The sequence below is a fragment of the Pseudonocardia sp. DR1-2 genome, assembly GCF_023717215.1.
Lineage (GTDB): Bacteria > Actinomycetota > Actinomycetes > Mycobacteriales > Pseudonocardiaceae > Pseudonocardia > Pseudonocardia alni.
In genome coordinates, this window is the sequence record NZ_JAMQOF010000004.1 from 515,384 (window position 1) to 540,413 (window position 25,030).

The window sequence follows — 25,030 nt, forward strand, 5'->3', positions numbered from 1 at the left end:
ACCCACCATCCCGGGTGCCCCGAGAGTCACTCTCGGGGCCGTAGAAGCCACGAGAGTGACCCTCGGGGCAGGTTCGGGGGGAGGTCCGGTCAGGCCAGGTCGCGCAGCGCGGCGGGGAGGTCGTCCACGTCGCCGTAGGGGCCCACCACGGCCGCGGTGAGCGGCTGGGCCAGCAGCTCCCCCGCCAGCGCGGCGACCTCGGCCGGGGTGACGGCGTCGATGCGGGCCAGGCTGTCGGCCAGCGACCGCTGCCGCCCGTGGTCCAGCTCGGCGCGGCCGAGCCGGTTCATCCGCGACGCGGTGTCCTCGCAGCCCAGCACCAGTCCCCCGCGCAGGGCGCCCCGGGCGCGGACGACCTCGGCCTCGGTCAGGCCGTCGGCGGCGACCTCGGCGAGCACGTCCCGCACGACCGCGACGACCTCGCCCAGCCGCTCCGGGGCGCACCCGGCGTACACCGACAGCGCGCCGGCGTCGGCGTAGCGGACGGTCGAGGAGTAGACCTGGTAGGCCAGTCCGCGCTGCTCGCGGACCTGCTGGAACAGCCGCGACGACAGTCCCCCGCCGAGGGCGGAGTTCAGCACCGCCAGCACCGGCAGGCCGCGCCCGGCGCGGCCCGCGGTGGGCACGCCGAGCATCATGTGGGCCTGCTCGGAGTCGTCGTCGAGCAGGCCGAGGGCTCCGGTGCGCACGGGGCGGGCCCCGGTCGCCGTCCGCGGCGGCACCGGGCGCGCGCCGGTGTGGCCCCGCGCCGCACGGTCCAGTGCGGCGGCGACGAGCTCCGCGACGTGGTCGTGGTCCAGGTTCCCGGCCGCGGCGACGACCATCCGCGGCGCCGTGTACTCCCCGCGCCAGAAGCTGTGGAGGGTGTCGCGGCTCATCGCCCGGATCGAGTCCTCGGAGCCGATCACCGGGCGCCCGAGCGGGTGGTCGCCGAACAGGGTCTCGTCGAACAGGTCGCCGAGCAGGTCCTCCGGGTCGTCGTCGCGCATCGAGATCTCCTCGAGCACGACGCCCCGTTCCAGCTCGACGTCGGTGTGGGCCAGCTCGGCGTCGGTGACGACGTCGGCCAGCACGTCCACCGCCAGCGCCACGTCGGTGTCGAGGACGTGGGCGTAGTAGCAGGTGTGTTCCTTGGCGGTGAACGCGTTCAGCTCACCGCCGACGGCGTCCATCTCCTCGGCGATGCCTGCCGCGGTGCGCCGCCGGGTGCCCTTGAAGAGCAGGTGTTCCAGGAAGTGCGCGGCGCCGGCCTGCTCGGGGGTCTCGTCGACCGAGCCGATCCCGATCCAGATGCCCAGCGCGACCGAGCGGACGCCCGGCACCGTCTCGGTGACGAGCCGGACCCCGCCGGGCAGGTCGCTGCGGCGGACCGTGTCGGTGGTGTCGTCGGCGGTGGCCACGGGCGGCGGGGACACGCGGGCGGCGGCCCGGGAGGAGTCCCGGGCCGCCGCCGCGTGGTCGTTCTCAGGTGCCAACAGTTCAGCTCGGGTTGGCGGCCTCGGCCGGGGCCTCGGCGTCGACGGCGCCCTCGGCGGCCGGGGTCTCGGTGACGTCCGCGGAGGCGGACTCCTCGACCACCGGGATCAGCGAGATCTTGCCGCGGTTGTCGATGTCGGTGACCTCGACGCGCAGCTTGTCGCCGACCTTGACGACGTCCTCGACCTTGCTGATCCGCTTCCCGTTGCCGAGCTTCGAGATGTGGACCAGGCCGTCCTTGCCGGGGACGAGCGAGACGAAGGCACCGAACGCGGCGGCCTTGACCACCGTGCCGAGGAACCGCTCGCCGACCTTCGGCAGCTGCGGGTTGGCGATCGCGTTGATCATGCCGATCGCCTCCTCCGCGGAGGGGCCGTCGTTCGCACCGACGTAGATCGTGCCGTCGTCCTCGATCGAGATGTCGGCGCCGGTCTTCTCGGTGATCGAGTTGATCATCTTGCCCTTCGGGCCGATGACCTCGCCGATCTTGTCGACCGGGACCTTCACCGCGGTGACCCGCGGCGCGTACTTGCTCATCTCGTCCGGGCCGTCGATGGCCTCGCCGATCACCTCGAGGATGGTCAGGCGGGCGTCCTTGGCCTGGTTCAGCGCGGCGGCGAGCACCTCGGACGGGATGCCGTCCAGCTTGGTGTCCAGCTGCAGCGCCGTGACGAACTCCTTGGTGCCGGCGACCTTGAAGTCCATGTCGCCGAACGCGTCCTCGGCACCGAGGATGTCGGTCAGCGCGACGTAGCGCGTCTGGCCGTCGACCTCGTCGGACACCAGGCCCATCGCGATGCCCGCGACCGGCGCCTTCAGCGGCACACCGGCGTTGAGCAGCGACATCGTGGACGCGCAGACCGAGCCCATCGAGGTCGAGCCGTTCGAGCCGAGGGCCTCGGAGACCTGGCGGATCGCGTAGGGGAACTCCTCGCGGTTCGGCAGGACCGGGATCAGAGCCCGCTCGGCGAGCGCGCCGTGGCCGATCTCGCGGCGCTTCGGCGAGCCGACACGGCCGGTCTCACCGGTCGAGTACGGCGGGAAGTTGTAGTGGTGCAGGTAGCGCTTGCGCGTCTCCGGCCCCAGCTGGTCGATCTGCTGCTCCATGCGGAGCATGTTCAGCGTGGTGACGCCCATGATCTGGGTCTCGCCACGCTCGAACAGCGCCGAGCCGTGCGCCCGCGGGACGACCTCGACCTCGGCCGACAGCGGCCGGATGTCGGTCAGGCCGCGGCCGTCGATCCGGACCTGGTCGGTCAGGATGCGGCGGCGGACCAGCTTCTTGTTCAGCGAGCGGAACGCGTTGCCGAGCTCGGACTCGCGGCCGACGAAGCGCTCGCCGAGCTTGTCCAGCACCGACGCCTTGATCTCGTCGGTCCGGGTCTCGCGCTCCTGCTTGCCGGCGATGGTCAGCGCCTGCGCCAGCTCCTGCTCGACGGCCTCGGAGACCGCCTCGAAGGCGTCCGGCTGGTAGGCCGGGAACACCGGGTAGTCGGCGGTCGGCTTGGCCGCGACGTCGGCCAGCTGCTGCTGGGCGACGCACAGGCTGCGGATGAACGGCTTCGCCGCCTCCAGCCCGTCCGCGACGACGCCCTCGGTCGGGGCGGTGGCCCCACCGGCGACGAGGTCGATGGTGTTCTCGGTGGCCTCGGCCTCGACCATCATGATCGCGACGTCGTCACCGACGATGCGGCCCGCGACGACCATGTCGAACGCGGCGCGGTCGAGCTGGTCGTGGGTCGGGAAGGCGACCCACTGGGTGTCGGTGCCCGCCTCGTTCGCGATGAGCGCGACGCGGACGCCGCCGACCGGGCCGGAGAACGGCAGGCCGGCGAGCTGGGTGGACGCCGACGCGGCGTTGATCGCCACGACGTCGTAGGGGTCCTTCGGGTCGAGCGACATGACCGTCACGACGACCTGGATCTCGTTGCGGAGACCGTCGACGAAGGACGGGCGCAGCGGGCGGTCGATGAGGCGGCAGGTCAGGATCGCGTCGGTGCCCGGGCGGCCCTCGCGGCGGAAGAACGAGCCGGGGATCCGGCCCGCGGCGTACATCCGCTCCTCGACGTCCACCGTGAGCGGGAAGAAGTCGAACTGGTCCTTCGGCCGCTTCGAGGCGGTCGTGGCGGACAGCAGCATGGTCTCGTCGTCGAGGTACGCGACGACGGACCCGGCGGCCTGGCGGGCGAGCCGGCCGGTCTCGAACCGGACGGTGCGGGTGCCGTAGGTGCCGTTGTCGATGACGGCGGTGCTCTCGTGCACGCCGTCCTCGGAGATGACGTCAGTCATACGGGGGTGTTCTCCTCGTCGTTGGGAGTGGTCTTCGTCTACCCCCACCACCGTGGCGCCGGCTCGATCCCCTGCTGGGCCGGTCTTCGATCGAAGCCCCCGGCCGCGCGTCGCGCTCCGGGGGCCACTACCGAGGACCGGCGGATGTCCGGTCGCCCGAGTGGCGGGCTCTGTTCAGTTGTGTCGCTCGGTGTTACGGAACGACCCGGCACCGGGAACCGGTGCCGGGTCGGCCGGGCGGGTCAGCGGCGCAGACCCAGCTTCTCGATCAGCGCGCGGTAGCGGGCGACGTCCACCTCGCGCAGGTACTTGAGCAGCCGGCGACGACGACCGACCAGCAGCAGCAGGCCGCGCCGGCTGTGGTGGTCGTGCTTGTGCTGCTTCAGGTGCTCGGTCAGGCCGACGATGCGCTGCGTCAGCAGCGCGACCTGGGCCTCGGGGGACCCGGTGTCGGTGGCGTGGGTGCCGTACTGCTCGAGCGTGCTCTTCTTCTCGGCGGTGGTCAGTGCCACTGCTCAACTCCTTCATCCTTGAGACGGTCCGTGGGGCCGTGACGTCCGACGAAACCCGGATGAACCGGGGGGACGGCAGGAAGTCGGTCTCGGCCGCCACGGACTGCAGCCGGACCCGGTGTGAAACGGTACCAGCGACGGGTGCGCCGACCGCCGCCGACCCGTGTCACCCCGGTGTGCGGTCCGGTGTGCCGGGGCGCAGCGGGACCCGGTGGACCACGGTGTAGCGCGCGCCGGGCTCGCTGCGCACGAGCACCGCCTCCCCCGGTGTCCACCAGGGGCCCGCGGCGATGCCGTCGCCGCCCACGGTCGCGTCCCCGCGGCGCCGGTCCCACCGGGCCAGGGTGACGTGCGGGCGGTACGGCCGGGGCCCCGTCGCACCGGCCCGGGCGGCCAGCTCGGCGAGGGCGCCCGCGGCGGGGCCGTCGCGCTCCTCGACCCCGGCCCACAGCACGCCCGGGAAGGTGCCGGTGCCGGCGATCCGCAGCCGGGGCGCGACGGCGCCGGTCAGCGCGACGTCCAGGGTCGCGGCGCGGGCGTCCGGGTCGTCGTCGCCGTGGAAGCACAGCGTCACGTGCCAGGTCGACGGGTCGGCCCGGCGCGCGCCGTCCGGGAGCGGGGACGGGGCCCCGCCGAGTGCGCGGGTCAGCGCCGCCACCGCCCCGGGCGGCGGCCACAGCGCGGTGAACAGCCGCATCCGCACAGCCTGTCAGCGCCGTCCGGCGGCGGCCCGGCGCAGCACCTCGGCGATCTCCGGGAACGCCGGCGCCAGCTCGGCCGCCGCCGCGACGAGCCGGGCCGGTGCGCTCACCCCGCGCAGCGCGTCCTCCGCGGTCGGCTCGGCCGGGGCCCGTCGCGGCCGCGGCACCGCCGGCCCGGTGGCGGGGGTCTGCTCGGCGCAGCGGCAGGCGCCGGTGGGGCCCCACGGCGTCGGCTCCTGGCGGACCCGGGCCAGCAGCACGTCGCGCTCGGCGTCGGGCACCGGGCCGTGCGCGAGCCGCCGGTCCAGCGCGGTCATCCGGCCCAGCACCGCCGGGTCCCCGATCTTGACCCGGCGCCCACCAGCCAGCTGGGACAGCATCGCCGGGCTCAGCCCGACCGCGGCGGCGAGGCGGGCCTGGGTGATGCCGAGACCGGTCGTGAGCCGGCGGATGCGCTCGTCGAGGGGCTCGCCGTAGATCGCGCTCTGGCGGTCGCGGTTGCGCGCGATCTCCTGCGCCACCGGGTCCGCGGTGCGGGGGTCGTCCATGCCGGACAGCCTCGGCGCCCACGCGGTGCGGGCATGGACGTTCGGCCCCGGCAGGGGGTTTTCACCTAACCCGGAGCCCCGTCGGGTCCGGTCGCGTCGCCGGCCGCGGTGAGGATCTCGCGGCAGGTCGCGACGTCGCGGCCCATCTGCGCGACGAGCGCCTCGATGCCGTCGTAGTGCTCCTGGCCGCGCAGCCGCTCGACGAACTCGACGCCGACCTCGTGGCCGTAGAAGTTCTCGTCGACGTCGAGCACGTAGACCTCGACGGTGCGCACCCGCCCGGAGAACGTGGGGTTGGTCCCCACCGAGACGGCGCCCATCAGGCGGCGGTCGCCGATGCGGAACCAGCCCGCGTAGACGCCGTCGGCGGGGATCGCCGTGTGCGGGGGGCTGGCGACGTTCGCCGTCGGATAGCCCAGGTCACGGCCACGCTTGTGGCCGTGCACGATCACGCCGTCCACCCGGTGCCAGCGGCCCAGCGCGTGCGCGGCGTCGCGGACGGCCCCGGCGTCGATGCAGGACCGGATGTAGGTGGAGGAGAAGGTCACGTCGCGGTCGGAGACCAGGTCGAGGGCCTCGCAGGCGAACCCGAAGCGACGGCCCAGCTCGGCGAGGGTCCCGACGTCGCCCTCGGCCCGGTGGCCGAAGGTGAAGTTGCTGCCCACGACGACGACGGCCGCGTGCAGCCGGTCCACCAGCACCTCGTGCGCGAACCCGGCGGGCGCCATCCGGGACAGCGACTCGGTGAACGGGATGACGCAGAAGACGTCCGCGCCCGCCTCGGCCACGAGCTCCGCCCGCCGGTCGAGTGTGGACAGCCGCGCCGGGTGCGTGCCCGGCCGGATCAGCTCGGCCGGGTGCGGGTCGAACGTCACGACGACGGCGGGCAGGCCGCGTTCGTGCGCCCGTTCCACCGCGCGGGCGATCAGCTGCCGGTGTCCCCGGTGCACCCCGTCGAACACGCCGACGGTGACGACGCACCGGCCCCAGCCGGGCGGAACCGCCTCCAGACCACGCCACCGCTGCACGGCCGCGAGCCTAGGCGAACCGGGTGGGATCCCGCGCAGCGGGCGACCGCGGCCGGTCCGGGGTCAGCCGGCCGGGGCGAGCACGACGACCGGGCGGGCGGCGGCGCCGCGGTCGGCCATCAGGGCCAGCGCGGCGCCGTCCGGGGCGAACACGCCGTAGGTGCCCTCGATCCCGGCCGCGGGCAGCGACTTGCCGAACCGCACGTCGGTGGCGGCGGACGCGTCGAGGTCGACGCGGGGGAACGCCGTCGCGACGGCCGCGGCGAGGTCCAGCGACAGACCCGGGTCGTCGGCGAGCTGCTCGACGGTGCGCGCGTGCTCCAGGGTGAACGGTCCGACCCGGGTGCGTCGCAGCGCGGTCAGGTGACCGGCGGAGCCCAGCGCGGCGCCGAGGTCGCGGGCGAGCGCGCGGACGTAGGTGCCCGAGGAGCAGTCGACGGCGACGTCCAGGTCGCACCACGGCCCCTCGCGGCGCACCGCGAGCAGCTCGAAGGCGGACACGGTGACCGGGCGGGCCGGGATCTCGACGGTCTCGCCGTCGCGGACCCGCTGGTAGGCGCGCTTCCCGTCGATCTTGACCGCGGAGACCGCGCTGGGGACCTGCATGATCCCGCCCGTCAGCGCGGCCATCGCGGTCCGGAGAGCGGCGTCGTCGGCATCGACCGGGACGGGCTCGCCGACGGGCGTGCCCTCGGCGTCGTCGGTGTCGGTGGCCTGCCCGAGGCGCACGGTCGCGGTGTAGGCCTTGGTGTCCAGCGACAGGTGCCCGAGCAGCTTGGTGGCCCGCTCGATGCCGACGACCAGCACCCCGGTCGCCATCGGGTCCAGCGTCCCGGCGTGGCCGACCTTGCGGGTGCCCATGATCCGGCGGAGCTTCCCGACGACGTCGTGACTGGTCGGGCCCCGGTCCTTGTCGACGATCACGAGTCCGGGCGGCGGGGGCGGGTTGCGTGCGGGCACGGCCGGGACGCTAACGCGCCAGCCGGTAGCCGACTCCACGGACCGTCACCACGACGTCGCGGGCGCCCAGCTTCGACCGCAGCGACGCCACGTGCGCCTCCAGGGTGCGTGCCGCAGAGGCGTCGGCGATCCCCCACACCTGCTCCAGCAGCTCGGTGCGCGGCAGCACCGCGCCCTCGCGGCGGGCGAGCGCGGCGAGCAGGTCGAACTCCTTGCGGGTCAGCGCGACCTCGGCGCCGCCCGCGGTCACCGCGCGCCGATCGAGGTCGACGACGACGTCGCCGACGCTCACCGTCGCGGCCACCGCGGCGCCGGTGGCACGACGCAGGACCGCCTCGATCCGGGCCACGAGCTCCTCGGTCGAGACCGGCTTGACCAGGTAGTCGTCCGCGCCCGAGCGCAGCCCCTGCACCCGCGCCGCGACGTCGCCGCGGCCGGTGATGGCCAGGATCGGCACCCGGGACCGCTCCCGGATCTCCCGGCAGACGCCGATGCCGTCGCGGTCGGGCAGGCCCATGTCGAGCAGCACCACGTCGGGCTCCCGCTCGGCGACGGCCGCGATGGCCGCGGACCCGCTGGTCACGAGGTCGGTCGGGTAGCCCTCGCGGACGAGGCTGCGGCGCAACGCGTCGCCGAGGATCGCGTCGTCCTCGACCAGCAGCACCCGCACGCGCACACCCTAGCCACGTTTCCTCAAAGCTTCCTCAAGCCCGGCGTCCCCGCGGTTGCCCCACGACACGCCCCGGCCCCATCGTTTCCCCACCGCACACGTCGAGGAGGACGGACATGGCCGAGGTCGCCAACGCAGACGGCTCGTCCGGGACGGGGTCCACCACCCCCACCCGGACCAAGAAGAAGGTCTACACCCAGCTCTGGTTCTGGGTGCTGGTCGGCATCGCGTCCGGCATCGCGGTCGGGTTCCTCGCTCCCGACTTCGCCGGTGAGCTGAAGTGGCTCGCCGACACGTTCGTCCAGATGATCAAGGTCATCATCGGCCCGGTCATCTTCTGCACCGTGGTCGTCGGCATCGCCTCGCTGGGCAACCTCGCCCGGGCCGGCGGGCTCGCCGCGCGGGCCATGGGCTACTTCCTGATCATGACGGTGATCGCGCTGGCCCTGGGCCTCATCGCGGGCAACGTCTTCCAGCCGGGTGCCGGCTTCGAGGGCCAGCCGAGCGCGGCGGAGCTGACCCGCGCCGAGGGCCAGTTCGAGACCGGGTCGCAGGAGTCGGGCGTCATCCCGTTCATCCAGGACTCGCTGCTCCCGAAGAGCTTCTTCGGCCCGTTCGTCGACAACTCGGTCCTGCAGGTCCTGGTGCTGGCCATCCTGGCCGCCTGCGCCATCTCCTCGTTGAACCCGGCCCTGCGCAGCCGCCTGGTCGGCGGCATCGAGGGCATCGCCCAGGTCATCTTCGGCATCATCAAGATCATCATGTGGGCCGCGCCGGTCGCCGCGTTCGGCGGCATGGCCTACACCGTCGGCCAGATGGGCGGCGGGTCGCTGATCAACCTGCTCAAGCTGATGCTGGTCTTCTACGGCACCTGCCTGTTCTTCATCGTCGTCGTCCTCGGCGCGGTGTCCTGGATGGCCGGGATCAACATCCTCAAGGTCGTCCGCCTCATCAAGGACGAGCTGCTGATCATCGTCGGCACCTCGTCGTCGGAGTCGGTGCTGCCGCGCTTCCTCACCAAGCTGCAGTCCGCCGGTGCCTCGAAGCAGACCGTCGGCATGGTCATCCCGACCGGCTACTCGTTCAACCTCGACGGCACCTGCATCTACCTGACCCTGGGTGCGCTGTTCATCATCCAGGCGGGCAACGAGTACCTGCCGATCGGCGCGCAGATCGCGCTGGCCGTGCTGATGGTCCTGACCTCGAAGGGCGCCGCGGGCGTCACCGGCGCCGGCCTGGTCACCCTGGCCGCGTCGCTGCAGGCCTTCGGCGGGGAGTTCTTCACCCCCGAGGCGATCGTCGTCGGCCTCGCGCTGATCGTCGGCATCGACCGCATGATGTCCGAGGGCCGCGCGCTGACCAACGCCATCGGCAACGTCGTCGCGACCTTCGTCATCGCCCGCTGGAACGGCGAGCTCGATCGCGAGCGCCTCGCCGCGGTGCTGGACGACCCGAAGCTGGTCGAGGCCGACATGGAGGCCGCGCACGGCGGCGCCGCCGCCGACGGCCAGATCGACGAGGCCGCCGAGGGCGCGAAGAAGCCCGAGGCCGACGACAGCTCCCGGGAGAAGGTCGGCGCAGGCTCCTGACCTCCGACCGTCCTCCTCCGATGACCGTCGCACCCCCGCGGAGTGCCCACCGGCCCCGCGGGGGTGTCGACACCCCGGCCGGCGCACCGGTCCCGCTCCCGCCCCACGGGTGGCAGTCTGGACCGGTGCGCCGGCCGCTCCGTTCCTCCCCGCCGCTGCGCCGCTCGCGGCTGGTGCGGCGGCTGTTCCTGCTGCAGGTCGTCACGGTGCTGCTCACCGTCGGCGGGCTCGCCGCGCTCGGCGGGTACGGCGCGATCCGGCTGGAGCACGACGCCGCGGGCCGGCTCACCACCGGGATCGCGCTGGCGCTCGCCTCGGACCCCGAGGTCGTCGCGGCCGTCCGCGACGGCGGCGACGTCGCCACCCTCTCCGCCCGGCTGCAGCCCGTCGCGGAACGTGTCCGGCGGGCCACCAGCACCAGCTTCATCGTCGTGATGTCCCCGCAGGGCATCCGCTACAGCCACTACAACCCCGGCGAGATCGGGCTGCCCTACCAGGGCAACATCGTCCCGGCGCTGGCCGGGCGGACCTCGACCGAGGTCTACACCGGCACCCTCGGGCCCTCGGTCCGCACCGTCACGCCGGTCCTTGTCGACGGCCGGATCGCCGCGGTCATCTCCGTCGGCGTGCTGCAGACCCGGATCAGCGACCTCGCGCTGCGCTCGCTGCCCGGGATCGTCGCGGCCGCCGCGGTGGCGGTGCTCGTCGGCTCGGGGCTGGCGGTGCTGCTGGCCCGGCGGCTGCGCCGCCAGACCCTGGGGCTGGAGCCCGAGGACATCACCGCCGCCTACACCCACCACGAGGCGGTGCTGCACGCCGTCGGCGAGGGGCTGCTGGTCGTCGACGGCGACGGGCGGCTCGTCGTCGTCAACTCCGAGGCCCGGCGGCTGCTCGGCCTGCCCGGCCACGACTCCCCCGACGACCCCGCCGTACCGGGGCGGCCGCTCGCCGGCCTCGGCATGGACCCCGCCGTCGCCGCCGTGCTCACCAGCGGGCTGCGCTCGGACCTGCGCGACCGGGCCGCACTGGCCGGGGAGCGGGTGCTGCTGGTCAACAGCAGGCACGCCGGGCCGGCCGCGGGCCCGGGGACGCGGGTGTTCACCCTGCGCGACCGCACCGAGCTGGCCGGGGTGCTGCGCGAGCGCGACGAGGCCCGCGACACCGTCGCCGCGCTGTCCGGCCAGGCCCACGAGTTCGGCAACCGGATGCAGACCGTCCTGACCCTGATCGAGCTCGGCGACACCGCCGACGCCGCGAAGGCCGGGACCGCCGCGCTCGACCGCACCCGCGGCCCCGCCGCGCAGGTCGTCGCCGCGGTCTACGACCCGGTCCTCGCCGCGCTGCTCGGGGACAAGGCGTGGCAGGCCGCCGAGCAGGACGTCACCCTGACCGTCACCGACACCTGCGACCCCGACGTCCTGCCGGACCTGCGGCTGCCGTTCGCCGCGGACGACCTGGTCTCGCTGGCCGGGAACCTCGTCGACAACGCGATCGAGGTGGTCGCCGGGCGCACCGGGGAGCGGTCGGTCGCGGTCGCGCTGAGCACCGCCCCCGACGGCCGCGAGCTGCGGCTGGAGGTCGCCGACAGCGGTCCCGGGGTGCCCGAGGACACCGCCCGCGAGCTGTTCACCTTCGGGTTCAGCACCCGGGCCACGCCCGGTGGCCGCCCCCGCGGCATCGGGCTGGCCCTGGTCGACCGGATCGCCCGCCGCCTCGGCGGGTCGGTGACGGTCGGTGCCCGCGACGACGGCAGCGGCGCCGTGTTCACCGTGCGGCTGCCGCTCCCGGCCGAGCCCTCCGGGGACGACGGGGACACCGTGCCGCCGGAGGACCCCGGCGCCCCGCTCCACCGGCCGGACGCCGCCGTCCACCGTGCGGAGACCCCGGCCACCGACCGGGCCTGAACCCCGCCGCCACCACCGGGCCCCGGGCGCGCCGCGCGGGACGTCGCCCGGTGCCCCGTCCCGGAACCGCCCGGTGGCACGTCGTGCACCTCCGGACCTCCGTACCGGGTGCCCGGTGTGCCACTCGGCTGCCCGGGCTCCGTCGACGGGCCACGCGCGTCAGGCCCGGACCTCCCCCGGGACCGCCCATCGCCCCGACCGCGCCCGCAGCCCCACCGCGACCAGGCGCACCACCATGAACGCGGCGAGCCCGGTCCAGATCCCGGCCAGTCCCCACCCGAACAGCAGCGACAGCCAGATCATCGGCAGGAACCCGCCCAGCGCGGCGAGCAGCGTCGTGGTGCGCAGGAAGGCCGCGTCACCGGCGCCGAGCAGTACGCCGTCCAGGGCGAACACCACCCCGGCGATCGGCTGCAGCGCGGTGAAGAACCACCACGCCGCGGGGATCGCCGCGAGGACCGCCGCGTCGCGGGTGAACACCGGCGGCAGGACGGGGTAGAGCGCGGCGAACAACACGCCGAACCCGCAGCCGAGCACGAGGCCGTAGCGGGTGACCCGGGCGGCGAGCGACCGCGCCGGTCCGGTGTCCGCACGGTCGCCGTCGGCACCGCGCCCGCCGTCCGCACCGTGTCCACCGTCCGCACCGTGTCCGCCGTCCGCACCGTGTCGGCCGTCCGCGCCACCCAGGGCGGCCCCGACCAGCGACTGCGCCGCGATCGCGACCGCGTCGAGCACCAGGGACTGGAACACCCACAGCTGCAGCACGATCTGGTGCGCGGCGACGGACTCGGACCCGAACCGGGCGGCCACCGCCGTCGCGGACAGGAAGCAGGCCTGGAACCCCAGCGACCGCACGATCAGGTCGCGGCCCATCGTCGCCTGCGAACGCAGCACCGCGGCGTCCGGGGCGAAGCGGACCGGGTCACCGGCGGGCGCGCGCCGTCGTTCGACGACCAGCGCCCGCAGGAACAGCGACGCCGCGACGGCCTGCCCCGCGACGTTGGCGACCGCCGAGCCCTCCAGCCCCCAGCCCGCCCAGTCCCCCGCACCGTGCACCAGCAGCGGGCAGAGCAGCGCGGACAGCAGGTTGCCGCCGATCACGATCCACATCGGGCGACGGGTGTCCTGCACCCCGCGCATCCAGCCGTTGCCGGCCAGCGTCACCAGGACCAGCGGGGCGCCGAGCAGCGCGATCCGCAGCCACGACACCGCGCCCTCGGCGATCACCGGGTCCCCGGCGAGCAGCCCCGCCAGCGGTGCCGCGGCGAGCTGTCCGAGCACGACAACCAGCAGCCCGACGCCCAGCGCCAGCCAGGTCGCCTGCACACCTTCCGCCACCGCGGCCGACCGGCGCCCGGCACCGTAGAACCGGGCCGCGCGCGCCGTCGTCCCGTAGGACAGGAACGTCAGCTGGGTCGTGACCTGCGCGAACAGCACCGCCGCGACGGCGAGCGAGGCCAGCGGCAGCCCACCCAGCCGCCCGACGACGGCGGTGTCGACCAGCAGGAACAGCGGCTCGGCCGCCAGCACCGGGAGCGCGGGCAGGGCGAGCCGGAGGATGTCACGGGGCCCGCCCGCGATGGGGGCGGACCGGGTCACCGACGGGGACGACGGCAGAGGAAGCAGAACGCGGGCGGCAGGTTGCGCCACACCGTGCGGGTCATCACGACCTCGTCGAACGTGTCGTGCAGGGCCGCCTTGAACCGCCGCGCCGAGGGCATCGGCAGGGTGTGGGAGTAGGCGAACGTCGCGAACGCACCGGTCTCCCCCACCGCCCCGACGACCTGGTCGAGGATCTCCTGCTGCATCGCCCGGTCGAACAGCGACCAGGGCAGCCCGGAGATCACCGCGTCGACCGAGGTGATGTCGCGCTCGGCGAGCAGCGACCCCAGCTTGCGGGCGTCACCGTTCACGACCTCGACGCCCGGGTGGCGGTCCTGCAGGAAGCGGGCCATCCGCGGGTCGAGCTCGACGGCCAGATGCCGGCCCTCCGGCGGGAGCCGCCTGCCGACCTGCGTGGTGACGGCGCCGGTGCCCGGCCCCAGCTCCACGACGACCGGCGCGCCGTGGCCCGGCGCGATACGGGCCAGCTTCGCCGACAGCCGCGGCGAGCTCGGCCACACCGCACCCACCTGGGCCGGGTTGCGCAGCCAGGCCCGGAGGAACTCCGGCCACCCGCTGGGCTCGTTGCCGTGACTGTCGTCGCCCCCGCGGGCCGCAGCGGGCTCGGATCGCACCGCTCACCTCCTGGTCTCGCGGGACACGCTACGTGCCCCGGTGCCGCGACACCGGACCGCCCCGAGGTCCATCCGATCGTGGTGTCGCGGCGATGTACCCCGGATGAACCCGATCAACCGGGCACGTGCTCAGCGGGCCAGCTCCGCCCGGAGCAGCTCCAGGAGCCCGTCGCGGGTACCGGAGCGCTCGAACCCGGCGGCACCGGTGTGCCCGCCGCCGCCGAGCGTCGTCGCCACCCGGGACAGGTCCGGGGACCCGTTGCCGCGCAGCGACACCGACCACTCCCCCGGTGCCGTCTCGGTCAGCAGCGCCGCCACCCCGCCCCCGGCCGCGGCCTGCAGCGGCCCGACCAGGGCGACCGTGCGGTCCCGGAACCGGGTCGCCGTCGCCACGTCGACGGCGGCCCACACCAGGTCGGCCCCCGCCGCGACGCCCGCCTCCCGGTGCGCCCCGGCCAGCACCGTGGCCTGCGCGGCGAGCCACGCGAACGGCACCGGACCGCCGATGTCCCGCAGCAGCGGCGCGGGCTCGACACCGGCGTCGACGAGTTCGGCGCCCAGCCGGAGCGCCTCCGCACCACCCCGCCGGAAACCACCGGTGTCGGTGTAGAGCCCCGCGAACAGGGACCGGGCGAGGACCGCGTCCAGCGGGGCCCCCAGCTCGGCGAGCACCGCCCGGACGAGCGTCACCGTCGCCGGGGCGCCCGGGTCGACGAGGTACCGGTCCGTGAACGCCACGAACGACGCGTGGTGGTCCACCGCCAGCGACGACCCGGACGTGTCCAGCACCGGTTCCAGGTCCCCCAGCCGGCGGGACGACGAGATGTCGCAGCAGACCAGCAGGTCCGGCGCGCGCGGCGCGTCCACCGAGGCGACGACCAGCCCGTCGGGGTCGAGGGTGTCGACCAGCCCGGCGGGCACCGGGTCCGGCCCGCCGAACGACACGGTGACCGGGGTCCCCGCGCGGTGCAGCGCCGTGGCCAGGGCCAGGGCGCTGCCCGCGGCGTCCGCGTCGGGCCGGACGTGCCCGACCACGAGCACGTCACGGGCCCGGCGCAGCACCGCCGCGGCCCCGGCCGGGTCGACCGGACCGGGACCCGGGACGGGCTCGTGCGCGCCGCCGGTCACTCGGCGTCGGTCTCCCGCGGGGCCTTGTACGGGTCCGCGTCCCCCGCCGGCGACGCCGTGGCGGCCAGCCGGGCCACCTCCTCGTCGGAGGCGCGGGTGCGGGCCAGCAGCTCCTCCATCCGGCGGGCCGTGTCCGGCACCGCGTCCAGCACGAACGCGAGGCTCGGCGTGTGCCGCACCCCGGTCTGCTGCCCCACCCGGCTGCGGAGCACCCCGCTCGCGCTCTGCAGCGCGGCGGCGGCCCCCGCGGTGTCCGGCTCCTCCTCCAGCGAGGCACCCATGACCGTGTAGAACACGGTCGCCTCGCGCAGGTCGCCGGTGACACGGGTGTCAGTGATCGTCACCATCGCCAGCCGCGGATCCTTCACCTCGTGCTCGAGGGCCTCCGCGACGATCTGCGAGATCCGCTTCGCGAGCTTGCGCGCGCGGGCCTGGTCGACCATGTCCTGCTCCTTCCAGCGGGTCGTGCGAGCCCGAGTCTAGGCACGGGTCGCGGGGTCACGCCGCGTTCGATTCTCGGTCCTGCCGGTTCGTCCCCCGACCGCCGGGACTTGGTGCCGCCGCGTCGTCCCCCGGCCGCCGGGACGCGGTGCCGCTGCGTCGTCCCCCGACCCCCGGGACTCGGTGCCGCCGCGTCGTCCCCCGACCGCCGGGACTCAGTCGTCGTCGGGGCCGAACAGCCGGGTCCGGGCCGACAGCAGCTCCAGCTCGGGACGGGCGGCCACCAGCCGCTCGCACCGCTCCAGCAGGGCACGGACGTGCCCCGCGTCGGCGGCGACACAGCTCACCCCGATCAGCGCACGGCGGTGCAGGTCCAGATGGCCCGCCTCGGCCGCCGCCACCTCGAACCGGCGCAGCTCGGCCAGCAGCGGACGCACCGCCGAACGCTTCTGCTTCAGCGACCGGACGTCGCCGAGCAGCACGTCACACTCCAGGGAGCCGACGTACACACACACCTCCGCTGACGCCGACGGGGCGGCCGGTGACCGGCCGCCCCGTCGGAGCGCGTTCGTCAGCCGCTAGTCGCGCGGCTTCTCCCGCATCTCGAACGTCTCGATGACGTCGTCGACCTTGATGTCGCCGTAGGTACCGAGCGTCAGACCGCACTCGAAGCCCTCGCGGACCTCGACCACGTCGTCCTTGAACCGGCGCAGCGACGAGATCGGGAGGTTCTCGTGGATCACCTTCGAGTCGCGCAGCAGGCGCGCCCGGGCGTTCCGGCGGATCTCCCCGCTCATCACCAGGCAACCGGCGATCGTGCCGAACTTCGAGGACTTGAAGACCTCGCGGACCTCCGCGCGGCCCAGCTCGACCTCCTCGTACTCCGGCTTGAGCATGCCCTTGAGGGCCGCCTCGATCTCGTCGATCGCCTGGTAGATCACCGAGTAGTAGCGGATCTCGACGCCCTCGCGGTTGGCCAGCTCGGTGGCCTTGCCCTCGGCACGGACGTTGAAGCCCATGACGATGACGTTGTCCGCGATGGCGAGGTTGATGTCGCCCTCGGTGATACCGCCGACGCCGCGGTGGATGACCCGCAGCTCGACCTCCTCACCCACGTCCAGCTTCATCAGGGCTTCCTCGAGCGCCTCGACGGTGCCCGAGTTGTCACCCTTGATGATCAGGTTGAGGGTGTTGGTCTCCTTCAGCGCGGCGTCCAGGTCCTCCAGGCTGACGCGCTTGCGACGGCTCGCCAGCTCGGCGTTCCGCTCGCGGGCACGCCGCCGGTCGGCGATCTGGCGCGCGACCCGGTCCTCGTCCACGACGAGGAACGTGTCGCCCGCACCCGGCACCGACGTCAGACCGATGACCTGCACCGGACGCGACGGGAGCGCCTCGGTGACGTCCTGGCCGTGCTCGTCGACCATGCGCCGGACGCGCCCGGAGGCGTCGCCGGCCACGACCGAGTCGCCGACCCGGAGCGTTCCGCGCTGGACCAGCACCGTGGCCACCGGGCCGCGACCGCGGTCCAGGTGACCCTCGATGGTGACGCCCTGCGCCTCCATCTCGGGGTTGGCCCGCAGGTCGAGCGCCGCGTCGGCGGTCAGCAGGATCGCCTCGAGCAGGGCCTCGATGTTGGTGCCCTGCTTCGCGGAGATGTCGACGAACATGGTGTCGCCGCCGTACTCCTCGGCCACCAGGTTGTACTCGGTGAGCTGCTGGCGGATCTTCTGCGGGTTCGCACCCTCGACGTCGATCTTGTTGACCGCGACGACGATCGGCAGAGCGGCCGCCTGCGCGTGGTTGATCGACTCGACGGTCTGCGGCATCACGCCGTCGTCCGCCGCCACCACGATGACCGCGATGTCGGTGGACTTCGCACCACGGGCACGCATGGCGGTGAACGCCTCGTGACCCGGGGTGTCGATGAACGTGATGAGCCGCTCCTCGCCCTCGAGCTCGGCCGCGACCTGGTAGGCGCCGATGTGCTGGGTGATGCCGCCGGCCTCGCCCTCGCGGACGTTCGCCTTGCGGACCGTGTCCAGCAGCCGCGTCTTACCGTGGTCGACGTGACCCATGACGGTCACGACCGGCGGACGCGCCTCGAGCGCGTCCTCGTCGCCCGGGTCACCGAACTCGATGTCGAACGACTCCAGCAGCGCACGGTCCTCCTCCTCGGGGGAGACGACCTGCACGCGGTAGTTCATCTCCTGGCCGAGCAGCTCCAGGATCTCGTCCGAGACCGACGCGGTGGCCGTGACCATCTCACCGAGGTGGAACAACACCTGCACCAGCGAGGCCGGGTTGGCGTTGATCTTCTCGGCGAAGTCGGTCAGCGACGCGCCACGCGGCAGCCGGATCGTCTCGCCGTTGCCCTTGGGCAGGCGGACGCCGCCCACCGAGGGCGCGGCCATGGCGTCGTACTCCTGGCGCTTCTGCCGCTTCGACTTGCGACCCTTGCGGGCCGGACCGCCGGGACGGCCGAACGCACCCGCGGCACCGCCGCGACCACGCGCACCGCCACCACCGGGACGACCACGGAAACCACCGGCCGGGGGCGGACCACCGGGACCGCCGCCACCGGGACGGAAACCGCCGCCACCGCCACCGGGACGACCGCCACCGGGGCCACCACGGCCACCGCCGGGGCCACCACGACCGCCGCCGGGGCCACCACGGCCACCGGCACCGGGACGACCCGCAGCCGGACGCGCGGGCATCATGCCCGGGTTCGGCCGCGGAGGCATGTTGCCCGGGTTCGGACGGGGACCGCCCGATCCCGGAGCGCCGCCCGGACGGGGCGGACGCGGCGGGGCCTCACCGGAACGCGCGGCCGGAGCCTCGGGACGGCCGCCGCCCTGCTGGCCGCCACCGCCCTGCTGGGGCTGCGGCGGGCCGGGACGCGGGCCCGGCTTGGGCGAACCCTGGCCGACGCCGAACGGGTTGTTGCCGACGCGCGGCTGGCGCGGGCCCGGACGGGCGCCACGCTCACCGGGCTGGCCGGCGGGACGCGGGGCGCCACCGCCCTGACCACCCTGTCCCTGGCCCGGACGGGGCGCGGGGGCGGGCTTCGGCGCGGCCGGACCCGGCTTCGGGGCCGCCGGACCGGGCTTCGGCGCGGCGGACCCGGGCCGCGGCGCGGCCGGGGCCTCGGCGGCCGCGGCGGGGGTCTCGACGGCCGGAGCCGCCGGGGCCTGCGGGCCGGGCTTGGGCGCGGCCGGTCCCGGCTTCGGGACGTCGGTGCGCGCCGCCGGCTGCGCCGGCGACGGGGCACCCGGGGTGGGTGCCGCGGGGGCCGGCGGACCCGGACGCGGGCCGGGCTTGGGGGCCGGACCCGGGGTCGGGCGCGACGGCGACGGGGCGCCGGAGCCACCGGCGCGCGGACGACCGCCACCGGGCGCGCCGGAACCGCGGCGCTGACCGCCGGCGGCGCCCCCACCGGAGGCCATCGCGTCGCGCAGCTTGCGCGCGACCGGGGCCTCCACGGTGGAGGAGGGGGACTTCACGTACTCCCCCAGGTCCTGCAGCTTGCTGAGGACCTGCTTACTGCTGATTCCGAGCTCTTTCGCGAGCTCGTGCACGCGGGCCTTGCCTGCCACTGCTCTCCTCATCCTGACCGGAGGCCGGGCGGCAGCATCCCGCTCGACCTCGAACCTAGTGTCGAAGCACGTTCATGGTGCGATCTTCACTGCTGGCTCATGACTGGTCGACCTTGCTTTCTTCCGATGACGGGTCCGAGAGGTTCCCGGGCCCCAGCGGGTCGCGCGGCTCCTGCAGCCACCGCCTGACGGCGGTGACGTCCGGTGCCGAGCGGACGCGTAACGCCCGGGCGAACGCCGAGCGTCGCTCGGCCCTGTCCAGGCACCCCGTCGAGAGGTGCAACCAGGCACCCCGTCCGGGGAGACGGCGGCGCGGATCCGGAATGCAACGTCCGTTCTCCACGACCACCCGCAACAGTACGTCGGCCCGTTCCCGGGTCCGGCACCCCACACAGGTCCGGATCGGAACCGACCGGGTGTGCGTGGGCGACGGTCCGCGACCGCGGGCCGATGACGAGTGTAGCGCAGGGCGATCGTCGGGCATTCCCTCGCCCGACCCCTGCTGTTGATCTCCGTCGGTCAGGACGGCTCCCCGGCGGGGTCGGCCGGCCCACCGTCGGGGGTGACCGGGTCGCGCGGGTCGGCGTCGCTGCGGATGTCGATCTTCCAGCCGGTGAGCCGGGCGGCGAGACGGGCGTTCTGCCCCTCCTTGCCGATCGCCAGCGACAGCTGGAAGTCCGGCACGACGACGCGGGCGATGCGGGCGCGCTCGTCGAGCACGGTCACCGAGACCACCTTCGACGGCGAGAGCGCGTTGCCGACGAACTCGGCCGGGTCCTCGGACCAGTCGATGATGTCGATCTTCTCGCCGGCCAGCTCGCCCATCACACCGCGCACCCGGGCGCCCATCGGGCCGATGCAGGCGCCCTTGGCGTTGAGCCCGGAGCGGGTCGAGCGCACCGCGATCTTGGAACGGAACCCGGCCTCACGGGCCACCGAGACGATCTCGACGGAGCCGTCGACGAGCTCGGGCACCTCGAGGGCGAACAGCTTCCGCACCAGGTTCGGGTGGGTCCGCGAGAGCGTGATCGAGGTGCCCCGCGGGCCGCGGTTCACGCCGATGACGAAGCAGCGGATCCGGTCGCCGTGCCGGTAGACCTCACCCGGCACCTGCTCGGCGGCGGGCAGCACGGCCTCGGTGCCGCCGGAGAGCTCGACCACGACGACGCCGCGGGCGTTGGCGCGCGCGTCGCGCTGCACGATGCCCGCGACGACCTCGCCCTCCTTGGTGGAGAACTCGCCGTAGGTGCGTTCGTGCTCGGCGTCGCGCAGCCGCTGCAGGATGACCTGGCGGGCGGTGGTCGCCGCGATGCGGCCGAAGCCCTCCGGGGTGTCGTCGAACTCCGGGCCGGGGGTGCCGTCCTCGGAGGCGTCGGCCGCGTCGCGGACCATGACCCGCACCACACCGGTCTTGCGGTCGATGTCGACGCGGGCGTCCGGGTGGTGGCCGTCGGTGTGCCGGTAGGCGGTGAGCAGCGCCGTCTCGATGGCCGAGAGGACCGTCTCGAACGGGATCTCCTTGTCCCGCTCGATCGCGCGCAGCGCGGGGATGTCGACGTTCACCGGTTCTCCTCGTCGCGGACGGTCTCGACGGCGCCGCCGTCGTGGTTCGTGGGGGCCCCGTCGGCCCCGTCGGTGCTGCCGGACAGCGCGTCCGGGTCGAGCAGTGCGGTCTCGGCGGGCGGTGCGGGCTTGAACTCGACCTGCACCTGGGCGTGCCGGATCCCGGCGAGCGGGATCTCCCGCCGTTCCGGCGCCTTCCGGCCGGGGACCGCGACGGCGACCGTGTCGCCGTCGAGCCGGCCGACCCGGGCCTCGACGACGGTGCCGTCGGTCAGGGTGATCCGCGCCAGGCGCAGGTAGGCCCGCCGCCAGTGCCGGGGCTCGGTGAGCGGCCGGTCGATCCCGGGCGAGGTCACCTCGAGCGTGTACGAGCCCTCGATGAGGTGCTCGTGCGGGTCCAGCTCGGCGGCCGCGGAGCGGCTGAGCCGGGCGATGACGTCGAGGTCGATGCCGGTCGCGGGCGAGGACTCGGGCAGGTCGACGACGAGCTTGACCGAGTGCCGTCGCCCGGCGGTGCGGACCTCCACGGCGTCGATCTCCAGCCCGGCCCCGTGGACCACCGGCTCGAGCACGCCGCGCAGCTGGTCTGCCAGCTGTGCGGGGTCCGGACTGCGCATCGGGTGACTCTCCTCGTGTCAGGGTGCCCGCCGTGGTGGCGACCGGTCGGCGGGGCTTCGGGTGGGCGTCGATCGTGGTGCCGTGACCGCCGGTGGGCGGGCACGTCGGACGCGTGCGGACGGCATGCGACGTCGGCGCCGCACACCGCGACGCGTCCGGCCGGGACCGGACGGTGCCGGTGACGGTGGGGACGGCCGACGAGCCTAGCGCGTCGGCCCGGCGGGCCGCCGGTCGGTGGCCCGTCGGTGGGCGGTCGTCCGCGGCCCGGGCGGGCACGGTCGGTGCCGGGCGGCCCGGCACGTGCTGGCAGCATGACCCGACGTGAACGACCGCGAGCCATCCGTGTCGCCCCGGGTGTCCCCGGCCGGGCCGCCGCCGTCGGTGGCCCCGTCGCCGGTGACCCGCCGCGGCGGTGTCCGCCCGACGCGGCGTCAGGTGCTGGCCACCGCGGCCGCGGTGGCCGCGACGGTGCCGCTGGCGGGCTGCTCGAGCGCGACGACGCGCACCGAGGACGCCTCCGACGCCCTGCTCGCGCTCGCCGACGCGGCCCGGTCCGACGCCGCGCTGATCGTCGCCGCGGTGACCGGCGACCCGTCGCTCGCGGGCCGGCTGGAGCCGCTGCGCGCGGCCCGGATGGAGCACGCCGCCGCGCTGGACCAGGCGGGCGGGCGCACTCCCGGCCAGATCGCCGCCCCCGCGACACCGCCGTCGGGGGACCTCGCCGCGGTGCGCGACGCGGTCGCCGGGTCGGCCCGCAGCGCGGGCGAGGTCGTCCCCCGCGCCTCGGCGCTGCAGGTGGGTCTGGTCGCGGAGGTCGCCGCCTGCTGCGCCACCTACGCGGCGGTCCTGACCGGAGCGCCGGCGTGAGCGCGGGTCCTCGGCCGCGGCAGTCCTCCGACGACGAGCCGCAGGTCCCCCAGGTCACCGTCGAGGCGCTGCAGCGGGCACTCGCCTGCGAGCACGCGGCGCTGTGGGCGTACAAGATGGCGCTCGCGTTCATCCCGCCGGAGTGGGCGACCCGGGCCCGCGGCGACATCGAGGCCCACACCACCCTGCGCGGCCAGATCACCCAGACCCTGTCCGACATCGGGCAGCGGCCGGTCTCGGCGCAGCCGGCGTACGCGGCCCCGCAGCCCGTCGTCGACGGGGTGTCGGCCGGGGCGCTGCTGGTGTCGGCCGAGACCGACGCGATCGCCGCCTGGCGGTCGGTGACCGAGCGGTCGTCGTCGGTCCCGCTGCGCGAGGCCGGGCTGAAGGCGATGGTCGAGTGCACCGGCCGGCTCGCGTACTGGCGCGGGGTCACCGAGCGGTCCCCCGTCGTGCCGGTGTTCCCCGGCCGCAGCTGAGGGGTCGCGGCGCTCAGCGGAGCGCCGCGGCGGCCGCCTCGACGTCGTCGGGGGTGGTCGACAGGTGGAACGCCAGCCGGGCGGCCCCGTCGCGCACGGCCGCGGTGATCCCGGCCGCGGCCAGCCGGTCGGCGGCCCCCTCGGCGCGCACCGACACGATGGCCGACCCGGCGGGCGGCATCCCGAGCCGTTCGCGCAGGGTGTCGGCGAGACCGACGCAGTGCGCGCGCAGGCCGTCGGCGTCGAGCGAGGCCAGCCAGGGCAGTGTCACCGCGGCGCCGGCGTGGGCGAACCAGACGGGGGCCTCCTCGCCGCCTGCCGGTCCGGGCCGCGCGGGCGGGTCCGGGGTGTAGAGCCCGCCGCCCCAGCGGTCCCGGGTGCCGTACCAGCCCGCGGAGTGCGGGACGGGCTCCGGCCAGCACGCCCCGGCGGGCGGCCCGTCCACCCACGACGGACGCCGGGCCAGCCAGGCGGTGCCGCGCGGCGCGAGCAGCCACTTGTACCCGGCCCCGACGACGGCGTCGGCGTCGTGCAGACGCAGCGGGAGCCACCCGGCGGCCTGGGTGACGTCGAACAGCAGCCGCACCCCGCTGCGGGCGCGGGCGGCGAGCAGCGCGTCGACGTCGGCGATCGCGCCGTCGGCGGACTGCACCACCGACACCGCGACGAGGTCGTGGTCGGCGGCGTGGGCCGCCAGCTTCGGGAGCGGCACCTCGGTCACCCGGACCCCGCGATGGGCCTGCACCGCGAACGGCCGGGTCACCGAGGAGAACTCGCCGCGGGCGACGAGCACGCGGGTGCCGTCGGGCACCGACGCGGCGAGCGGACCGATCAGGCCGGAGGTCGTGGCGCCCTGCGCGACGTCGGCGACCGGCACCCCGGTGATCGCGGCGAACCCCGCGCGGGCCGCCTCGACGTCGTCGTCGAAGTCCTTCGGCGAGGCCGCGCCGACCGCCCAGCGCGCCACGACGTCGGCGACCACCGCCGACGCCCGCAGCGGCGGGATGCCGATGCTCGCGGTGTTCAGGTAGCCGGGCCGGTGTGGCAGTTCCCACCCGGCGAAGGTGACGGTGTCGTCCACGCTGCCCGAGCGTAGTGAGCGTCCTAGTGTCTCCGGCGTGCACAGCGAGCTGATCGAGATCCGGACCGGTTCCGAGGAGACCGTCGTGGACCTGACGCACCGGATCGAACGCTTCCTGTCCGACTGCGGTGCCGGTGACGGCCTGCTCAACGTCTTCGTGCCGCACGCGACGGCAGGCATCGCCGTCATCGAGACCGGCGCGGGCAGCGACTCCGACCTGCTCGAGCATCTGCGCGAGCTGCTCCCCGCCGACGACCGGTGGCGGCACCGGCACGGCAGCTCCGGGCACGGGCGCGACCACGTACTGCCCGCGTTCGTGCCGCCGTCGACGACGGTGCCGGTGATCGACGGCCGTCCGGCGCTGGGGACCTGGCAGTCGATCTGCCTGGTCGACACCAACATCGACAACCCGACGCGGTCGGTACGGCTGACGCTGCTGCCGGGCTGAGCCCCGCCGCACGCCCCGGACCGCCGGGCGACCACGGCCGCCCGCCCGACGGAACACCGCACCGGGGTCGCACGACACCGCCGTACGCTGCGCCGGTGACCTCCGGCCGGACGACGACGACCGACCGCCCGGCTCCCGCGACACCGTCGCGTCCGGGCGCCCCCTCCCCCGGTTCCGGGCGACGGCTGCGTCCCGCGCTGGCCGCCGCCGTCGCCGTGCTGGTCGTGGCCGGCGCGGTGGCCGGGCTCGGCGGCATCCGCCCGGACTCCACCACCGCCACCCCGGCCGGATCGGCCGGACCGGCCGCCCCCGCACCCGCCCCGGCCGCGGAGCCCGCCGCGTTCGCCGTCACGCCCCCGCCCGGATGGACGGCCCCGACCGCCGGCGCGCCCGCCCTGGACGTGTTCGGGGTGCCGTTCGCCCGGCTCGCCGAGGCGCCGCCGTTCGCCGCGGGCGACTGCCCCGTCGGCGCCGCGCCGCGCGGTGTCGCCGCGGCCGCACTCGTCGCCGTCCCGGCCGGGACGACGGTCGAGCAGGCCGCGCAGGCGTTCGCCCGCGGCGCCGGGGAGTCGGCCTACGCCGGCTCCGCACCGCAGGTGGCGGTCGGGCCGCCCGGACCGCGCCCGGGCAGCGGTGAGCCGGGGACGTGGGTCGAGGCCACGGTCCGCACCGACGGCACCGCGTCGGGGGCCGGCGGGTGCCGCGCCACCGACGGCGCGGTCGGGGTGCTGGCGGTCCCCCGCACCCAGGCCCGGGACGGGTCGGTCGGCGTCGCGATGCTGGTCGTCGCCGCGGACGCGGGCGGCGGCCCGGGCGACGCGGTCCCCCGCTCGGCCCTCACCGACCTCGCCGCCTCGGCGGTCCGCCCCGGCTGACCCCCGCCTGGTTCGCACGA

24 protein-coding genes are annotated in these 25,030 nt (G+C 75.1%); 6 read left to right on the forward strand and 18 right to left on the reverse strand.

Annotated elements, in window-relative coordinates; genetic code table 11:
• Positions 1 to 89: 89 nt before the first annotated feature.
• The 8 genes from ND486_RS14715 to ND486_RS14750 all read right to left on the reverse strand — a co-directional run bounded on the left by ND486_RS14715 (position 90) and on the right by ND486_RS14750 (position 8,184).
• Entirely contained in the window at positions 90 to 1,400 is a 1,311-nt protein-coding gene (locus ND486_RS14715) for a pitrilysin family protein (RefSeq protein WP_224403359.1), read from the reverse strand.
• Positions 1,401 to 1,479: 79 nt separating this feature from the next.
• Entirely contained in the window at positions 1,480 to 3,765 is a 2,286-nt protein-coding gene (locus tag ND486_RS14720) for a polyribonucleotide nucleotidyltransferase (RefSeq protein WP_226365936.1), read from the reverse strand.
• A gap of 242 nt (positions 3,766 to 4,007) precedes the next feature.
• Entirely contained in the window at positions 4,008 to 4,277 is a 270-nt protein-coding gene (gene rpsO, locus ND486_RS14725; RefSeq protein ID WP_020621572.1) for a 30S ribosomal protein S15, read from the reverse strand.
• 166 nt (positions 4,278 to 4,443) lie between these two features.
• On the reverse strand, positions 4,444 to 4,974 hold the full coding sequence (locus ND486_RS14730; RefSeq protein ID WP_251784794.1) for a 2'-5' RNA ligase family protein: 531 nt from the start codon (positions 4,972 to 4,974) through the stop codon (positions 4,444 to 4,446).
• A 12-nt stretch (positions 4,975 to 4,986) separates the two neighbouring features.
• On the reverse strand, positions 4,987 to 5,526 hold the full coding sequence (locus ND486_RS14735) for a helix-turn-helix domain-containing protein (RefSeq protein ID WP_073578123.1): 540 nt from the start codon (positions 5,524 to 5,526) through the stop codon (positions 4,987 to 4,989).
• Between the two features lie 65 nt (positions 5,527 to 5,591).
• On the reverse strand, positions 5,592 to 6,554 hold the full coding sequence (locus ND486_RS14740) for a bifunctional riboflavin kinase/FAD synthetase (RefSeq protein WP_208826613.1): 963 nt from the start codon (positions 6,552 to 6,554) through the stop codon (positions 5,592 to 5,594).
• A 63-nt stretch (positions 6,555 to 6,617) separates the two neighbouring features.
• Entirely contained in the window at positions 6,618 to 7,514 is an 897-nt protein-coding gene (truB, locus tag ND486_RS14745; RefSeq protein WP_062401136.1) for a tRNA pseudouridine(55) synthase TruB, read from the reverse strand.
• Positions 7,515 to 7,524: 10 nt separating this feature from the next.
• A complete protein-coding gene (locus tag ND486_RS14750) occupies positions 7,525 to 8,184 on the reverse strand; it encodes a response regulator transcription factor (RefSeq protein ID WP_062404379.1) in 660 nt (219 codons plus the stop codon).
• Positions 8,185 to 8,300: 116 nt separating this feature from the next.
• Between ND486_RS14750 and ND486_RS14755 the strand changes: the two genes are divergently transcribed.
• Positions 8,301 to 9,773, forward strand: a complete 1,473-nt coding sequence (locus ND486_RS14755; RefSeq protein ID WP_251784795.1) for a cation:dicarboxylate symporter family transporter — start codon at positions 8,301 to 8,303, stop codon at positions 9,771 to 9,773.
• A 125-nt stretch (positions 9,774 to 9,898) separates the two neighbouring features.
• Positions 9,899 to 11,677, forward strand: a complete 1,779-nt coding sequence (locus tag ND486_RS14760; RefSeq protein ID WP_251784796.1) for an ATP-binding protein — start codon at positions 9,899 to 9,901, stop codon at positions 11,675 to 11,677.
• A 159-nt stretch (positions 11,678 to 11,836) separates the two neighbouring features.
• Here ND486_RS14760 and ND486_RS14765 read toward each other — a convergent pair whose 3' ends face one another.
• The 9 genes from ND486_RS14765 to rimP all read right to left on the reverse strand — a co-directional run bounded on the left by ND486_RS14765 (position 11,837) and on the right by rimP (position 21,259).
• Positions 11,837 to 13,276 carry an MATE family efflux transporter gene (locus ND486_RS14765; protein ID WP_251784797.1) on the reverse strand — a complete coding sequence of 480 codons (1,440 nt, stop codon included), beginning with the start codon at positions 13,274 to 13,276 and terminating at the stop codon, positions 11,837 to 11,839.
• A complete protein-coding gene (locus ND486_RS14770) occupies positions 13,273 to 13,914 on the reverse strand; it encodes a class I SAM-dependent methyltransferase (protein WP_374231413.1) in 642 nt (213 codons plus the stop codon). Before ND486_RS14770 ends, ND486_RS14765 begins: the two co-directional genes overlap by 4 nt.
• Positions 13,915 to 14,043: 129 nt before the next feature.
• Positions 14,044 to 15,042, reverse strand: coding sequence for a bifunctional oligoribonuclease/PAP phosphatase NrnA (locus ND486_RS14775; protein ID WP_251784798.1), 999 nt, complete (start codon positions 15,040 to 15,042; stop codon positions 14,044 to 14,046).
• Complete coding sequence (rbfA, locus tag ND486_RS14780; RefSeq protein WP_062401126.1) at positions 15,039 to 15,485, reverse strand: 30S ribosome-binding factor RbfA; 447 nt, start codon at positions 15,483 to 15,485, stop codon at positions 15,039 to 15,041. Before rbfA ends, ND486_RS14775 begins: the two co-directional genes overlap by 4 nt.
• 213 nt (positions 15,486 to 15,698) lie before the next feature.
• The gene (locus ND486_RS14785; RefSeq protein WP_062401124.1) at positions 15,699 to 15,992 is read right to left on the reverse strand and encodes a DUF503 domain-containing protein; all 294 of its coding nucleotides are present in this window, start codon (positions 15,990 to 15,992) and stop codon (positions 15,699 to 15,701) included.
• Positions 15,993 to 16,061: 69 nt separating this feature from the next.
• On the reverse strand, positions 16,062 to 19,079 hold the full coding sequence (gene infB, locus ND486_RS14790; RefSeq protein ID WP_251784799.1) for a translation initiation factor IF-2: 3,018 nt from the start codon (positions 19,077 to 19,079) through the stop codon (positions 16,062 to 16,064).
• Positions 19,080 to 19,176: 97 nt separating this feature from the next.
• A complete protein-coding gene (locus tag ND486_RS14795; RefSeq protein WP_083474617.1) occupies positions 19,177 to 19,563 on the reverse strand; it encodes a YlxR family protein in 387 nt (128 codons plus the stop codon).
• Between the two features lie 35 nt (positions 19,564 to 19,598).
• On the reverse strand, positions 19,599 to 20,642 hold the full coding sequence (gene nusA, locus ND486_RS14800; RefSeq protein ID WP_226365945.1) for a transcription termination factor NusA: 1,044 nt from the start codon (positions 20,640 to 20,642) through the stop codon (positions 19,599 to 19,601).
• Positions 20,639 to 21,259: a ribosome maturation factor RimP gene (rimP, locus tag ND486_RS14805; RefSeq protein ID WP_062401120.1), complete on the reverse strand. Its 621-nt coding sequence runs from the start codon at positions 21,257 to 21,259 to the stop codon at positions 20,639 to 20,641. The genes nusA and rimP overlap by 4 nt, the downstream gene beginning before the upstream one ends.
• A gap of 322 nt (positions 21,260 to 21,581) precedes the next feature.
• Here rimP and ND486_RS14810 point away from each other — a divergent pair, with 322 nt between their 5' ends.
• Positions 21,582 to 22,127 (forward strand): hypothetical protein, encoded by a 546-nt coding sequence (locus tag ND486_RS14810; protein WP_224403177.1) that lies wholly within the window; start codon positions 21,582 to 21,584, stop codon positions 22,125 to 22,127.
• The gene (locus ND486_RS14815; RefSeq protein ID WP_062401114.1) at positions 22,124 to 22,606 is read left to right on the forward strand and encodes a ferritin-like domain-containing protein; all 483 of its coding nucleotides are present in this window, start codon (positions 22,124 to 22,126) and stop codon (positions 22,604 to 22,606) included. The genes ND486_RS14810 and ND486_RS14815 overlap by 4 nt, the downstream gene beginning before the upstream one ends.
• A gap of 13 nt (positions 22,607 to 22,619) precedes the next feature.
• Here ND486_RS14815 and ND486_RS14820 read toward each other — a convergent pair whose 3' ends face one another.
• Positions 22,620 to 23,687: an aminotransferase class V-fold PLP-dependent enzyme gene (locus ND486_RS14820; protein WP_251784800.1), complete on the reverse strand. Its 1,068-nt coding sequence runs from the start codon at positions 23,685 to 23,687 to the stop codon at positions 22,620 to 22,622.
• A gap of 37 nt (positions 23,688 to 23,724) precedes the next feature.
• On the opposite strand from ND486_RS14820, the gene ND486_RS14825 reads away from it, so the two are divergent.
• Both ND486_RS14825 and ND486_RS14830 read left to right on the forward strand, forming a co-directional pair.
• Entirely contained in the window at positions 23,725 to 24,135 is a 411-nt protein-coding gene (locus ND486_RS14825; protein WP_208826695.1) for a secondary thiamine-phosphate synthase enzyme YjbQ, read from the forward strand.
• A gap of 95 nt (positions 24,136 to 24,230) precedes the next feature.
• Entirely contained in the window at positions 24,231 to 25,010 is a 780-nt protein-coding gene (locus ND486_RS14830) for a hypothetical protein (protein ID WP_251784801.1), read from the forward strand.
• The last annotated feature ends 20 nt before the right edge of the window (positions 25,011 to 25,030 follow it).

Coding starts and splice junctions, on each gene's coding strand:
- rbfA (WP_062401126.1), bottom strand. CDS start 15,485: ATGGTCGACCAGGCCCGCGCGCGCAAGCTCGCGAAGCGGATCTCGCAG.
- ND486_RS14735 (WP_073578123.1), bottom strand. CDS start 5,526: ATGGACGACCCCCGCACCGCGGACCCGGTGGCGCAGGAGATCGCGCGC.
- ND486_RS14730 (WP_251784794.1), bottom strand. CDS start 4,974: ATGCGGCTGTTCACCGCGCTGTGGCCGCCGCCCGGGGCGGTGGCGGCG.
- ND486_RS14755 (WP_251784795.1), top strand. CDS start 8,301: ATGGCCGAGGTCGCCAACGCAGACGGCTCGTCCGGGACGGGGTCCACC.
- ND486_RS14795 (WP_083474617.1), bottom strand. CDS start 19,563: ATGCCCGACGATCGCCCTGCGCTACACTCGTCATCGGCCCGCGGTCGC.
- rimP (WP_062401120.1), bottom strand. CDS start 21,259: ATGCGCAGTCCGGACCCCGCACAGCTGGCAGACCAGCTGCGCGGCGTG.
- ND486_RS14720 (WP_226365936.1), bottom strand. CDS start 3,765: ATGACTGACGTCATCTCCGAGGACGGCGTGCACGAGAGCACCGCCGTC.